This is a genomic window from Moraxella oblonga NBRC 102422 (assembly GCF_001598275.1).
In the GTDB taxonomy this organism is placed as follows: Bacteria; Pseudomonadota; Gammaproteobacteria; order Pseudomonadales; family Moraxellaceae; genus Moraxella; species Moraxella oblonga.
The window spans coordinates 13,467-28,044 of the sequence record NZ_BCYQ01000001.1 but is presented as its reverse complement, the minus strand read 5'-3'; the positions used below and the strand labels follow the sequence as shown (position 1 = coordinate 28,044).

11 protein-coding genes are annotated in these 14,578 nt (G+C 42.6%); 6 read left to right on the top strand and 5 right to left on the bottom strand.

Translation table 11 applies throughout. From position 1 onward, the window contains the following. Window positions 1-72 precede the first annotated feature (72 nt). Window positions 73-4,257 carry an ATP-dependent RNA helicase HrpA gene (gene hrpA, locus MOB01S_RS00105; RefSeq protein WP_066799906.1) on the bottom strand — a complete coding sequence of 1,395 codons (4,185 nt, stop codon included), beginning with the start codon at window positions 4,255-4,257 and terminating at the stop codon, window positions 73-75. Window positions 4,258-4,413: 156 nt separating this feature from the next. On the opposite strand from hrpA, the gene MOB01S_RS00100 reads away from it, so the two are divergent. The 6 genes from MOB01S_RS00100 to MOB01S_RS00080 all read left to right on the top strand — a co-directional run bounded on the left by MOB01S_RS00100 (window position 4,414) and on the right by MOB01S_RS00080 (window position 9,545). Further along, complete coding sequence (locus tag MOB01S_RS00100) at window positions 4,414-5,340, top strand: MotA/TolQ/ExbB proton channel family protein (RefSeq protein WP_066799798.1); 927 nt, start codon at window positions 4,414-4,416, stop codon at window positions 5,338-5,340. A gap of 28 nt (window positions 5,341-5,368) precedes the next feature. Beyond that, window positions 5,369-6,259, top strand: coding sequence for a cell envelope integrity protein TolA (gene tolA / locus MOB01S_RS00095; protein WP_066799795.1), 891 nt, complete (start codon window positions 5,369-5,371; stop codon window positions 6,257-6,259). A gap of 16 nt (window positions 6,260-6,275) precedes the next feature. Next, window positions 6,276-7,601 (top strand): PD40 domain-containing protein, encoded by a 1,326-nt coding sequence (locus MOB01S_RS00090; RefSeq protein WP_066799793.1) that lies wholly within the window; start codon window positions 6,276-6,278, stop codon window positions 7,599-7,601. Then, complete coding sequence (locus MOB01S_RS12255; RefSeq protein ID WP_157073841.1) at window positions 7,601-7,786, top strand: hypothetical protein; 186 nt, start codon at window positions 7,601-7,603, stop codon at window positions 7,784-7,786. Before MOB01S_RS00090 ends, MOB01S_RS12255 begins: the two co-directional genes overlap by 1 nt. Window positions 7,787-7,890: 104 nt before the next feature. Continuing rightward, window positions 7,891-9,036 carry a beta-ketoacyl-ACP synthase III gene (locus tag MOB01S_RS00085; protein ID WP_066799787.1) on the top strand — a complete coding sequence of 382 codons (1,146 nt, stop codon included), beginning with the start codon at window positions 7,891-7,893 and terminating at the stop codon, window positions 9,034-9,036. Window positions 9,037-9,101: 65 nt separating this feature from the next. Further along, complete coding sequence (locus tag MOB01S_RS00080; protein WP_066799904.1) at window positions 9,102-9,545, top strand: thioesterase family protein; 444 nt, start codon at window positions 9,102-9,104, stop codon at window positions 9,543-9,545. Window positions 9,546-10,041: 496 nt separating this feature from the next. Here the strand turns inward: MOB01S_RS00080 and tpx are convergent, their stop codons facing one another. The 4 genes from tpx to MOB01S_RS00060 form a co-directional block, all read right to left on the bottom strand. Beyond that, on the bottom strand, window positions 10,042-10,542 hold the full coding sequence (gene tpx / locus MOB01S_RS00075; protein WP_066799785.1) for a thiol peroxidase: 501 nt from the start codon (window positions 10,540-10,542) through the stop codon (window positions 10,042-10,044). A 29-nt stretch (window positions 10,543-10,571) separates the two neighbouring features. Then, the gene (locus tag MOB01S_RS00070) at window positions 10,572-11,438 is read right to left on the bottom strand and encodes an SDR family oxidoreductase (protein WP_066799782.1); all 867 of its coding nucleotides are present in this window, start codon (window positions 11,436-11,438) and stop codon (window positions 10,572-10,574) included. A 131-nt stretch (window positions 11,439-11,569) separates the two neighbouring features. Further along, complete coding sequence (sohB, locus tag MOB01S_RS00065; RefSeq protein ID WP_066799779.1) at window positions 11,570-12,544, bottom strand: protease SohB; 975 nt, start codon at window positions 12,542-12,544, stop codon at window positions 11,570-11,572. A 65-nt stretch (window positions 12,545-12,609) separates the two neighbouring features. Continuing rightward, entirely contained in the window at window positions 12,610-14,496 is a 1,887-nt protein-coding gene (locus tag MOB01S_RS00060; protein WP_066799777.1) for a potassium/proton antiporter, read from the bottom strand. Between the last annotated feature and the right edge of the window lie 82 nt (window positions 14,497-14,578).

Below are 14,578 nucleotides of genomic sequence, written 5' to 3'. Positions count from 1 at the left end.
ACCCAACAAAAAAAACATCGTCAATCGTTGATGTTGGCGATGTTTTTTTATAAAATTATAAATACATTATATTTATTTTGTATTTAAATCTCCCCACAGTTTTTCAAGTTTCTTAGCCGATACCGAACCCATCGTCTTCATCGGCTGTGCAAAAAGCCCGATGCGATACTCCTCTACAAGCCAACGATAGGGGGCGATTTTGGGGTCGTGAACACGGTTGGCAAGGCGTTCCATGTGTTCGTCTAGGGCATAGACCCCATCTAGGTCATTGTCTAGATTGTTGGGCAAACGGTCAAGGCGAACCTTTAACGCCCCCAAATAACGAGGGTACTGTCGCCAAGCATCATAAGGCACACGATAAACAAAATCACCAAGCGACAAATCATCAAGCTGGTCTTCAATGTCATCAATGCTCTCACCAAAAATCTCACGGTCAAGCATCAGCATTTGCCCACGCACCGTCTGCCATGTGGTATAAACTTCCTTTAACACCTTTAACATCTCTTGCCCCACCGCCAAAAACTGACTACCTATCAGCTCTTTGACCGTCTCAAACTCATTTTTGGTTAATGGTATTTTGTCCAATAAATCACCCATCTTGTCATCACGCACAAAGCCTGCTACCTTTTCACGCACACTCGTATCCAAAAAAGGCTTGGCATACTTTTCAAAAGTCGCTTGCAAGGTTGCATCAACAAGCATGGTTTTTAATTTTTCCAAATCACCAAGTGGAGCATACGCCATCTTAAAGGCTTTATCAATCTGGGAGGTGAGCTGTTTTTGTTTTGCCCCAAGCGTAAGTTTGACAAGCGATAACACGCCTGCCTTATGGGTAATCAAGGCTTTTTGCAAATCACCAAATTCTACCACCGCCACTTTGCCCGTTGCGTCAGCATTTAATGCAAAAAACACTTGTGTTACCATGCCTTTATGATGACGGGTTTTGATAAAGTCAAAATGCTCTGGGAAAGTCTCATGAATGCCTTCGCTCACCTTTTGTACTTGGCTCATCGTTTGGTATTTGGCTTGCAATTTGGTCAGGTCTCGCCCCTTGTCCATCACTCTCCCCTTATCATCAAGCACACAAATTAAGGGTTGTAAATAGGTATCAATTTCGCTTGGCTTAAAGTCATCAGCATTTGCCTTGACCCCCATTCTTAAAAGCCCTCCACAAAGCTGGTCAAGTAGCCCCACGCCATTACCCTGCACCAGTTTATCCATCAAGGCTTGGGCGGTATCAGGAATGGGGACGATTTTTTTGCGAATGTCTTTTGGCAAGGTTTTTAAAAGACCAACCACCAGCTCATACCGCCAACCTGCAATCCCCCACAACAAATCCACGCCATCAAGTTGGGATAATGCTCCCACACCCACTTTAACACTCACACCATCATCATCGGAGCTTGGGTCAAAGACATAGGATAGGGGGAATTTGACCGCTCCCACCTGCCAAAATTTGGGAAATTCTTGCCCTGTGATGACATTGTCATTAATCACATCTTCGTCTTTGAATTTTAAAAACTCATCATCACCCACTTTGCCAAGCCAATCCTCAAATGCCTTGGCAGAGGCAATGTGAGACGGAATTTTATCATCATAAAATTCATAAAGTCGCTCCTCATCTACAAGCAAATCCCTACGGCGTAACTTATCTTCGGTATCGCCCACGTCTTTGATTTTTTGGCGGTTGTGAGTCAAAAAAGGTAAGGTTTTGGGATATTTTTCTTCGTCTACATCACCCACCAGTGCATCACGAATAAAAATCTCACGACTTGCCACCAAATCCACCGTCTCATAATTGACCAGTTGTTTGTGAACGATGATTAAGCCAAACAAACTAATCTGGGCATAAGCACGCACTCGCCCTTCTTTTTTTGACCAATGTGGTTCAAAATAGTGGTATTTTAGTAGTTCTTTACCTGCTGACAAAATCCACTGTGGCTCTATTTTGGCAAGAGTACGCATATACACCTGTGATGTCTCCACCACTTCAAACGCCATGAGCCATTCAACGCCTTTTTTGTGCAAAATGCTGGCTGGAAAAATCCTTGCCTTTTGGTTTTTGGTCATCAGATATTCGCCCACTGTATCGCTCTTGTGAGCCACAAAAGACAGCAGTGCCGCCAATAACGCCCTGTGAATACTGGCATAATCTTGATTAAATTGGCTAAGTTTGTTTTTATCAAAATGACCATTGTCGTCTTTTAGACTTGCCAAAATCGTACTTTTGCCAAGTGGTTTTTTACCCCCATTTAAGCCAAGGCGACCTTTGGGAGAATGATTACCTCTGTCATTATTGATGTTTGTTTCTTGATTGTCTTTGCCAAGTTGATAACCCAAATCATTCATCATTTGGCTAAGTTGTTCGTGTGTTTTTTGCCATTCTTTGATGCGTGGAAAAGACAAATAATGCTTTTTGGCAAAATTTTTACGTCCATTACCTGTCAGTTTTTCGCCATTGTGCATGTCGTGGTTATTAAATAAAACTTCAAATAAATTAATATAAAATAAAAAGTCAGAATCATCCTTACGAAACAAAGCGTGCTTTTGGTCAGCTTGGGCTTGCTTGTCGGCTGGACGTTCACGCACATCTTGTACAGCAAGGGCGGAGACGATGATGAGCATTTTGTCAAGACAAGCAAAATCCGCCCCTGCAATCAGTATACGAGCAAGGCGTGGATCTATGGGCATTTTTGCCATTTTTTTGCCAATCTCAGTAAGGTTTGACAACTTGGTTTTTTGCCCTTTTAGGGATTTTTTGAGAGCGGTTTTGGTGGGTGTGTCGGACAGGGCGGACAACTCATAAAGCAGTTTGCGGCCATCATTGACAAGGCGTAAATCAGGCTCTGTGATAAAGTCAAACTGTGCCACATCACCAAGTCCCAAATTTTCCATTTGCAAAATCACACTTGCCAAATTGGTACGCAAAATCTCAGGTTCGGTAAATTTAGGGCGAGCATCAAAATCTTCCTTAGAATACAGTCGTATACAAATACCGTCCGCAATTCGTCCACACCGCCCCGCCCTTTGATTGGCTGCCGCTTGACTGATAGCCTCAATGGGCAAACGTTGAATGCGTGAGCGGTAATTATAACGGCTAATCCTTGCAAAACCCAAATCAATGACATAGCGAATGTTTGGCACGGTCAAGGCGGTTTCGGCAACGTTGGTTGAGATGATAATCCGCCTGCCCCCTGTGGGTTTAAAAATCCGCTCTTGTTCAGCAAAAGTTTGGCGAGCAAATAAGGGCAAAATTTGAGTATGGGGCGGTGCGTAAGCGGTCAAAATCTCCTGTATCTCACGGATTTCAGCTTCGGTACTGGCAAAAATGAGAATGTCTGATGAGCTTGGGTGTCCTTTGGCTTTGGCATCATCAAAACACTCAGTGATGGCTGATGTTAAAGCCCTAGGAAGTTTGTCCTCCATGTCATCAAAAGCATCATCATCATGGCTTTTGACGATTTCATCTATCAAAGGACGATAGCGAATCTCTACAGGGTAACTTCGCCCTTCTACATTGATAATTGGCACATCGCCCTTGACAGCAGATTTAAAATACTGGGCAAATCGCTCAGTATCAAGCGTGGCGGAGGTGATGATGATTTTTAAATCATCTCGTTTGGGAAGTAGGCGTTTTAGATAACCTAAAATAAAGTCAATGTTTAGGCTACGCTCATGAGCTTCATCAATGATGATGGTGTCATAGCGAGTCAAAAATCTGTCGCTTGATAATTCAGCCAGCAAAATACCGTCCGTCATCAGCTTGACAAGACTGTCCTTTGTGCCTTCTTCACTGAATCTAACCTTAAAACTCACCGTCTGACCTAAGCTCTCGCCAAGCTCTTCGGCAATCCTTGTGGCGACACTTCGGGCGGCAAGTCGGCGGGGCTGTGTATGCCCAATTTGCCCTGTAACGCCCCGCCCCGCAAGCATGGCAAGTTTGGGAAGTTGAGTGGTCTTGCCAGAACCCGTCTCGCCTGCAACAATGATAACTTGGTGGTTTTGTATGGCATGGATAATCTCATCAGCACGGGCGGTTACGGGCAAATCGGCATTTAATAACGCAGGTAAATTGGCAGGCATGCTCTTTGCTCTTTTTTGCACCGCTTGGGCGGAACGCTGTATCAGCTCATCAAGCTCCCTTTGTTTTTTGGCTTTGATGTCGGTAGGAAAATTCCCCCTTAACTCTCGTTCTAGGCGATAGAAGGTGTGGCGATCTTTGGCAAGTATTTGGGGCATGGGATTTTGTTTTGACATTGTGCTGTTATTTTTAAATAATGAAAAGTGCATATTGTAACGTTTTTCGCATTTAAGTACAATTAAGTACAATTTTACACCTTTTAAATATTTGGCATGGCGTTTTTTGCAAAGGCAAGATATAATAGGTAGATTTCTTTATCTGTTTTGATTACCATGTCCAACTTAAATGTTATCACACTCTTTTTACAAACCAGTTTGGCTGTACAACTTGTTGTAGGATTTTTGCTTCTTTTGACATTGGTAAGTTGGTTTGTTATTTTTCGTATCGCAAGACGAACCAACGGCATTCAAAAATTTGACGAAGATTTTGAAGTGTGGTTATGGGGTGGCGAAAGCCTACAAGCCCAATATGACATGGTGAGAAATGATTTTGACCGTGTGGGTTTGGAGCAGATTTTTTATATCGGTTATGATGAGTTTTTGACCGCCCAAAAAATCACCAACAGTCATACACACGTACTAGAAGTTACCGAACGCAAATTTAACATCATATTAACCAAACAAAAAATCCTATTAAGACAAGGGCTTAGCCTACTAACCAACATCAGCATAGTCGCCCCCTACATCGGTGTACTTGGGGCGATTTGGGGCATGGTGGGGGCACTTAGTTTGTCTGAAAACATCACTTTTGACATCATCATACCAGACATCATAGAAGCCTTGCTCATCATAGCATTAAGTTTATTCATCACCATTTCTACCAAATGGGCATTGAACTACTTTGATGCCAAAATTGAAAGCATTCATGACAACCGCATATTGTTTTGCGAAGAGTTAATTGGGTTTTTCTCTCATCAACACATGATTGCCCAAAAAACCTTGCAAAACACCCAAAACCAATTGCCCCCAGCCACTTCAATCGCCCAAGAGACAATCGCACCAACGCCCAGTGAACCCAAATTAATATCACAACCAGCACCAGAACCTAAGCCAGAACCAACAACCAAATCTGAGCCAGAATTGACTTTATTAGATGAACTTGAAGAATTTGATGAGCCAGAATCGGCACTGACCCTAGAACTAGATACGATTGTGACACCAGAAGCACACGCCCCCCAAAGCCACAACCTAATCAAATAAACAATAATTATATAATTATACCATTATGATGTACGATGATTACGATGACGAACCTAGCTTGTTGTTGCCCCTATTGCTCACACTCGCCATACATGGTTTGGTGGCACTGGGGTTGATGTTGGGCTATAAAGAAAAACCCAAACCCAAAATCATCGTCATGCAGGCTAGCGTCATTGATGCCAAGACCCTAAATGCCCAAAATTCATCTGGCAATCTTGCCAAACAACAAAAAAGTACGGTCAAGCCTACCGAGCAAACGCACGCCAAAAAAACAAAAACCACAACACCAACACTCTCTGACCAAATCAGCGAATACAACGAACGCATGGCACAGCGTGAACGTGTTTTTCAACAACAACTGGCAGATTATGCCAACTCAATGGATCGCCAAATCGCTTTGGATATTGAACGTAGAAAACAAGCCCAAAAAGAATTGGACAACGCTCGCCAACGTGAAGTAGATGCCTTACGAAGTCGTACCAAAAGCAACGAAGAAATCGCTCGTGAAAACCTTAAAAGTTTGAATGAAGCCAGCGAACGTCTAAAAAACCAAGAAGCCCAAACTCAAACCACCCAAAACACCAAAAGCACCGAACTTGACAACTCTCCTGCACCCAGCATACCCAACATCAATCGTGGCGGTCAAGTAGGTAGCACCTCAAACGTCAGTAAAAGCGAAGCCCAAGCCAACATCGCAGGGCGAGTACAAGCCAAATGGATGAAGCACAACAACCTCAAAAATCGCCATCTGACCGCCACCATTCGCATTGACGAACAGGGCAATTTGGTTTCGGTAAGTTTTGGGGCGGGCGATAAAGATTTGCAACCCTCGCTTGAAGAGGCCATTCGTGAAGCTTCCCCTTTTCCTGAAATGAAAGGCATTAGCACCAGTTTTTCCATCAAATTTTACACCGATTAAATCCTAAGGAGTTTTTATGAAAATCAAATACTTATCCCAAATTCTTGCCATAGGCACATTATCTATCTTGCCAAGTTTTGCTCACGCTGATGATGTGGTTTATGGCGATGCCATTGATATGTCCATGCCTGATGATATGATGGGTGATGAGCCTGTATTTGAAGTTCGCAAACAAGGTGTACAAAACCCCTACCAAATCGCCTTGATTCCTTTTTTAAATACCAGCACCATCAATAACATCATTGAAAATAACCTAAAATATACCGAACTAAAAACAACCAGCCAAAATCTACCCCAAAAAGCTCATACTTCGGCAGAAATTTACCAAAATCTCAATCACTGGCAAGCCTCTGGTTTTGAACACGTGGTGGTCGGTCAAAGCCAAAGTATGCCAAACAACCGAGTTGCCATTCAATATGAAGTCATTGAAGTGGCGACAGGTCGTGTCATCAACGGACAACAAACCTACGTCAGCGACAACAACATCAATGCTCTACGCCATGCAGGACATATCATCAGCGATAAAATTTATGAACTTATCACAGGTGAGGCGGGGGATTTTTCAGGGCAAATCGCCTATATAGAAGAGACTGGCAACCCTCGCCAAAAAACCTCCAAACTACAAATCATGGATGCTGATGGGCAAAACATGCGTACCTTATTTACAGTGCAAGGCTCTATTTTTAGCCCCACATTCTCACCAGACGGCACACGCATTGCCTACGCTGTACAACGCCCAAACGGCTTGCCCGTCATTCACCTACAAAGCACAGATGGTGGTGATAGCGTGGTGATAACACCATTTCGTGGCAACAATCTTGGGCCATCTTTTTCTCCTGATGGGTCAAACCTACTATTTTCTGGCAGTCATGAAAACAACGACCCTGCCATTTATGAATTACACATTCCCTCAGGGCAAGTTAAAAAAATCACCCAAATGCTTGGGGCAGAAAACTCCCCAAACTACGCTCCTGATGGACGCTCTTTTATATTCACCGCCGACCACAACTCACGTACCCCACGTCTATACCGTTATGACCTTAGCACAGGACAAATCAGTTCGGCAGGTGGGGCAGGTGCAAACCCACGCCTAAGCCCAGATGGCTCAAAAATCGCCTACGTATCAGGACGTAGCCTTGTAGTAACAGGCGTGGGCACGATTGGCACAACAGGCATTGATGAATCCGCCAGCTTTTCTCCCAATGGCAACCGCATTATCTATTCGTCCTACAACGGTGGCAACGGTCAAATCACCATTCGCTCACTCAAAAATGGACAAGCCTTCACACTCACCACCAATGGTAAAGTGCGTGAGCCCACATGGTCTCGTGGTGGTCGCTAATGAGAATAATTCTCTCTTTATTAGTGTTGGTTTTGGCAGGCTGTCAGCACATACAGCTTGTCAAACATCCACTACCATTCAACGACAAAAATGACACAATCACTCCTTCCACCCAGCCACTCTCCAAGGTGAATACAGACAACAAAGCATTAGAGGGAGTTTACATTTTAGAAAACTGGTTTTAAAGATATTTTGGTTATTTTTTGTAAACATATGTATTTTTACAATCTGTTACATTATTTTGTGGTAAACTATCGACATCTTAGTTTTCACTCAACAAGGAAAATTCATGACCATTTACATTACCGCCACAGGTCTACACATTCCCAAAGATAAAATCACCAACGAAGAGCTGGTTACTGCATTCAACACCTATGTAGATAATTACAACACCAAACATTCAAAAGAGATTGCTGATGGTGAAAAGGTCGCCTTGCAGTATTCAACCGTTGAATTTATTGAAAAAGCCTCTGGCATCAAATCTCGTTATGTTATTGATAAAAAAGGGATTTTAGACCCAGAAATCATGGCACCCATTTTCCCTGCTCGTAAACTGGGCGAAGAGCTTTCTATCATGGCAGAAATGGGTGTAGATGCTCTCAACCAAGCATTGAAAAATGCAGGGCTGACAGGGGCAGATTTGGACGGTATCATCTGTGCCTGTTCCAACTTCCAACGTGTCTATCCTGCCATCGCCATTGAAATCCAACAAGCGGTTGGTATGGTAGGTGGATTTGCTTTTGATACCAATGTAGCGTGCAGTGCAGCCACTTTTGGCATTGCCCAAGCTGTTGGCATGATAAAAGCAGGACTTGGCAAACGCATTGCCATTGTCAATGTAGAAATACCATCGGCACACCTAAACTGGCGTAACCGTGATAGTCACTTTATTTTTGGAGATGTGGCAGCAGCAACCATCATTGAAGAACTAGACACACCCAAAGGTTATGAAATCTTAGATAGCAAACTATGGACACAGTTTTCCACCAACATCAAAAACGAATTTGGCTTTATGGACAGAAGCGAATATCTACATGCCAAAACCGCTTTATATCCTGACCTTGATGAACCCGTAACTGACAAATTATTTTTGCAAGAAGGTCGCAAGGTGTTCCGTGAAGTTTGCCCAAAAGTCTCTGAAATCATCAGCACGCATTTGGCAGAAAACCACATCAATACCAATCAAGTCAAAAAACTATGGCTACACCAAGCCAACATCAACATGATTGATTTGATTTTACGCACCGTCATGGGCAAAGATGCTAATAAATCCATAGCTCCAATTATCATTGACGAATTTGGTAACACCAGTTCGGCCAGTCCCATGATTGCTTTTCATCGTTGCCAAGATGGTGTTGAAAGCGGTGATTTGGCAGTGATTTGTTCGTTTGGGGCAGGTTACTCTATCGGCTCAATCATCGTCAAAAAAATATAATGACAAACACATCAAAGGGCGGTGATATCGCCCTTTTTTATCAATCAACAAAAAAAAGAGTAGCCATGACCACACCCATTTTCAAACATCATTACAAAGTCTACATCAACCACACAGACGCAGGGGGTATTGTTTATCATGCCAACCATTTGACTTTTTTTGAAAACTGTCGCCGAGATTGGTTAACATCACTTGGCATGAACGGCTATTTTTTTAATACAGACGGCACAGCAACCGGGACGGACAGTACAGAAGGCAAAATACATTTTGTGGTAAGTCATGCAGAATTGGCGTACAAACTTCCCCTACTTGTTGATGATGTATTGGTCGTTACCGTACAACAAGCCATCAAAAAATCCGCCAGTCTAGTCATTACTCAGCACATCTATCGCAATGATGATGACTTTACACAAGGAAAAATTGCAAGTACAGGAGTAATTACTCTTGCCTGCGTTACCAATGGTAAAGATGGTATTCGTCCTTGTCGTCTGCCCAAAGTGTTTTTATAATGCCTTACCTTTATACCGAACGAACTTAACATACACTAAGGATTGTAGAGCAAATTACAATTCGCCCCCTACCATTATTTGCTTTTAAATGGATTTTTATGTCTTGAATTGTCGAATAAAAAAAGCCTCTGTGGTGGTATCAAAATTTTATATTTAATTCACATCACAATCATACAAAAAACCTTGTTGGTTTTTTAATAGATTTTACTATATTTGATAAATCATCAAATAATATCATATTTATGTCAGTTTCAACTTTATGCAAGCATTTGATTGTTATAAGGATAGACTATAATCCCCCAACACCTTAAAAATAAATTTAAATCCATAACTGATTATTTTTAAGTTGGGAATGAGATTAAATGTATTAGACATCACAAACTCCACCTATCCTACATATTACAACCACCACAATTTTATATCATCTACGATAAATATTATGTTAAATAAATTAACCTAAAAAAAATAAACCCCACTTTCATGGGGCTTATGTGAATTATAACACATTCAACGCACTTTCATAATCAGGTTCTTGCTTAATCTCTGGCACAAGCTGGCTATGTAGAACTTTGTTGTCGCCATCTAGCACGATAACCGCACGAGCAGTCAAACCTGCCAACGCTCCTGTTGTCATTGCCACACCGATGTTTTTGGCAAAATCAGCATTTCTAAAACAAGAAAGCGACTTAACATTATCAAGCCCTTCTGCCCCACAAAAACGAGCGTGAGCAAAAGGCAAATCACCTGAAATGCAAAGTACCACCGTATTTTCAAGGGCAGATGCCTTTTCGTTAAATACACGCACCGAAGTGGCACAAATGCCTGTATCAATGCTTGGAAAGATGTTTAAAATTTTGCGTTTGCCTGCAAAATCAGATAATTTGACCTCTGCCAAATCATTGCCCACCAACACAAAATCAGCAACCGTATCGCCAACTTTGGCAAAATCACCAGCAACTTCAACCGCATTGCCAGCTAAGGTAATTTGACTACTCATAGGTATTCCTCAAAGGTTTGGTTTAAAATTTATAAAAATTTGGTAATTAACCGAAGGGGCAAGTACTTCATACCCAAGCCAATCGGCACCCAAGGCCACGCTGGAACATAAGCCTCATCAACTTTGGCTTCAATGGCTTTGACAATCACATCTGCCCCCTCATCTTCTTCTACTTCAAAGGGCAAATATTTTGCCCCAATATTCAAATCGGTACGCACATAACCAGGGAAAATAGTAGAAACCTTAATCGGTAATTTTTCGCTAATGGTATCAGCCCGAATGCCTTCCGCCAAACTTGCAAGCCCTGCCTTAGCAGCAGCATAAGTGGTCAAATGTCTTGGCAGTCCACGCACAGCTGACATTGACGAAATCACCACCAAATGCCCACTATTTTGACGGCGAAAAATCTGCATCGCCGATTCGCATTGGGCAAGAGCGGAGATAAAATTGGTCTCAGCGGTCGCACGGTTGATGGCAAATCGTCCGTGCCCAATCACACGGCTATCACCCACGCCTGCATTGACAATAATTTTGTCAAGTATTGTACCATTATTTTCAATGTCTTGGGCAAATGCCTCAAATACCGTAAAGACATCATCATAAACGGTTACATCAAGGGTGCGTACATAAACTTTTATGCCAAATTCTTTTTCAAGTTCGGTTTTTAAATTCTCCAAACGTTCCAAACGTCTGGCACAAATCGCCAAATCATAGCCCAAATAGGCAAACTTACGAGCCATCATCGCCCCAAGCCCAGAACTTGCCCCTGTAATCAAGACGGTTTTGCCTTGACCAATACCACGAATGTCTTTTAAATCTTTGATTTTATTAAAACGGTTGGCAATCACTCTGCCCAACTTATCAGCTTTGGCAAAGGCTTCTTCTAATTTTCTCATGGCATACTCAACATTAGATTATTACAAAAATGACAAATAGCGAACTCATGACGCTCGCTATTTATTATTTATGGATATTGTACACCAATTTTCTCATAATGATAAGCAAAATAATGTACACAACCCATCACTTATGGGCGGTTATATTTGGCAAGTTGCTCACCAAAAGATGATAGGGCTTGCCCTGCCATATTACCCACTTTGACACCCATTTGTTCAAAACCCAACTTTTCTGCTAAAGTTGGCTTGGTGCGTGTGTGCAAAGCAAAGACATCATGAGTTTTCATGAGTTTCAAAATATAGGCATCTGATGTACCAAGCTCATCAACAAGCCCCAAATCCAACGCATCTGACCCAAACCAAATCTCGCCCGTTGCTAGCTTTTCAATGTCCAAATTAGGGCGGTATTGTTTGATGTGGTTTTTAAACAATTCATGAATGCGGTTTAAATCGTCTTGGTATTTGGCACGGTCATCATCATCATTTTTGCCAAACATAGTAACGGTGCGTTTGTACTGCCCTGCGGTAAACAGCTCTACATCAATGTCGTGCTTTTTTAAAAATTCATAAAAATTAGGCATTTGCGACACCACGCCAATAGAGCCCACAATAGCAAAGGGCGTTGCCACAATCTTGTCTGCCACACACGCCATCATATAACCGCCACTGGCTGAGACTTTGTCCACACAAATCGTCAAAGTCAATTTGGCTTCTTTGATGCGGGCAAGTTGAGTCGATGCCAGACCATAAGCATGAACCTGACCCCCTGCACTTTCTAACCTTAGCACCACTTCATCACCTGCTTTGGCACTGCTGATGATAACACTAATCTCCTCACGCAAATGGTCAACGGCAGAGGCTTTAATATCACCATCAAAGTCTAACAAAAAAACGTTTTTTGTAGAGGAATGTTTATCATCATTCTCTTGCTTGTCTTTTGTTTTATCTTTGGCTTTTTTACAAAATTTACCCAAAACACCACATTTTTTACTGTCTTTTTGACCATCGTCTAGGGCGTGTTTGAGCTTTTCACCCTGCTTATCTTGCATTTTATTTAGATGAATAATATGCAACTCGGTGGGCTTTTTAGATGAATGAAATAACATATGTTTACCTTTTAATAACTCTCTACCTAAGTAGATGGGGACAACCATTACCATTTAAAAGGACATTAGTCTTTTTTTATGGCATTTTTTAGCCCCACACCATGTAGCCTCCCTCTATCGTCCACATCACGCACCACCAGCGACCAACAACTGTTCAATTTCACCTCATCACCCTTGACAAGTTCGGTGTTCACCTGCGATGACATGAATTGTGCCACTGTCATGTCTTTTACTTCGGTCAAATGCTTAACTAACTCACTATCCACACCAGATAAAACAGATGTTTTTTGGGGAGTGGTTTGGGGAGATAGTTTACCAAAACCACCAAACGCATTATCAAAGGCTTGCGTTACAGGAGTCATTTTGGCAAATGCTGGTGGCGTAACACCACTCATCACCAAACGATAAAATGGCAAATCACCAATCTTAACATGGGGCGACAAAAGCCAATCGCCATAAAACTCGCTGTTTTTTTGGTACTGGGTTACTGAGTTATTAAAAATTTTGGCAATACGGGGGGCAACATCTGCACTCATGGCATACCACACCACATCACCCACTTTGAGTACGGTATCATCATTGATTTTTACCAACCTTTTATGACGAACCAACGCAAAAACACTCACGCCATCTAAATTAACTTTACTTGAAATATGCTCTGGGTGTCGTCCGATAGCAAACGCCCCTGCCTTTACTTCAAATTCATACAAAGTAATGTTGGCTTTATCACCTACCCAAATCTCATGCTCCGCTTTGGGTTCACTGTCTGTTGGTAGCCATACCTTAAATGCTTTTGCCATAAAAGGAATGGTCGCCCCTTGCACCAAAAGCGATAAAATTACCACGCCAAATACAATATTAAAGGCAAGCTGCGCTCCTGCCACGCCATTCATGATGGGTAAAATGGCAAGCGTAATTGGCACCGCCCCACGCAAGCCCACCCACGAGATAAAGCCAATTTCACGAGAACGAAATCCAAAAGGCACAAGGCTACTTGCCACCGCCAATGGGCGAGACACAAACAACAACACCAAAAAAATCATCAATGAATAATGCCACATCTGTAAAATATGAGAGGGTGTCACCAAAAGCCCAAGCACCACAAACAGCACCGCTTGGGATAGCCATGCAAAGCTATCCATCACTCGCAGGACGTGTTCGGTGGCACGCACTTTGGTGTTGCCTATCACCACGCCTGCCAAATACACCGCCAAAAAGCCACTACCACCCAAAAGATTGGTAGCCCCAAACACCGCCAAACCTGCCGACATAATCAAAATGGCGTACATTCCTTCTGCCAAATGTACTTTTGGTAGAAGTCTTGACAAAGCAAAACCTGACACCAACCCTACAATCAGTCCCACCAAAATCTGCGTAACAAGCATTTTTAGCATGTCTAACACTGTCATGCTGGCAGGGTCAAGATTAAGAGCAATCAATACCGTTACCAAAAGAATGGCTAAGGGGTCATTTGCTCCTGATTCTATCTCCAAAGTTGCCTGCACACGGTCGTTAAGTTTAACCCCACCATTTCTAAGTAAACTAAAAACCGCCGCCGCGTCCGTACTACCAACAATCGCTGCCATGAGTAGTCCAAGTCGCCAATCCACTTCCAAAAGCCAAGTGGCAAATAACCCCAAACTCACAACGGTTGCCAACACACCCCAAGTAGCAAGTGTGATTGCGGGTTTTAAGCCCACACGAAATGAAGTTAACGATGTTCTTAAACCACCATCAAGCAAAATACACGCCAGTGCTGCCTGACCGATGAAGTTTGCCAAGTTGTACTCTGCAAACGTAATTCCCAACACCCCTTCTTCGCCAGCAAGCATGCCCACACCCAAGAAAAATAGAAGCAATGGCACACCCAAACGAGCTGACAAAGTACTTGTCATGATACTGGCAAAAATAAGCAAGGCGGACACAAGGTAGACGATGTTTAAGGTGTTCATGCGCGCGTAATTCCTCCCAAAATAATGATAAAAGCAACCCCAATCTAGAAAATCAATCCTACCACATCGCACTCAATTTGGC

Coding starts and splice junctions, on each gene's coding strand:
- MOB01S_RS12255 (WP_157073841.1), top strand. CDS start 7,601: ATGAGAATAATTCTCTCTTTATTAGTGTTGGTTTTGGCAGGCTGTCAG.
- MOB01S_RS00060 (WP_066799777.1), bottom strand. CDS start 14,496: ATGAACACCTTAAACATCGTCTACCTTGTGTCCGCCTTGCTTATTTTT.
- MOB01S_RS00100 (WP_066799798.1), top strand. CDS start 4,414: ATGTCCAACTTAAATGTTATCACACTCTTTTTACAAACCAGTTTGGCT.
- sohB (WP_066799779.1), bottom strand. CDS start 12,544: ATGTTATTTCATTCATCTAAAAAGCCCACCGAGTTGCATATTATTCAT.
- MOB01S_RS00080 (WP_066799904.1), top strand. CDS start 9,102: ATGACCACACCCATTTTCAAACATCATTACAAAGTCTACATCAACCAC.
- tolA (WP_066799795.1), top strand. CDS start 5,369: ATGTACGATGATTACGATGACGAACCTAGCTTGTTGTTGCCCCTATTG.
- MOB01S_RS00085 (WP_066799787.1), top strand. CDS start 7,891: ATGACCATTTACATTACCGCCACAGGTCTACACATTCCCAAAGATAAA.
- tpx (WP_066799785.1), bottom strand. CDS start 10,542: ATGAGTAGTCAAATTACCTTAGCTGGCAATGCGGTTGAAGTTGCTGGT.
- MOB01S_RS00070 (WP_066799782.1), bottom strand. CDS start 11,438: ATGAGAAAATTAGAAGAAGCCTTTGCCAAAGCTGATAAGTTGGGCAGA.
- MOB01S_RS00090 (WP_066799793.1), top strand. CDS start 6,276: ATGAAAATCAAATACTTATCCCAAATTCTTGCCATAGGCACATTATCT.
- hrpA (WP_066799906.1), bottom strand. CDS start 4,257: ATGTCAAAACAAAATCCCATGCCCCAAATACTTGCCAAAGATCGCCAC.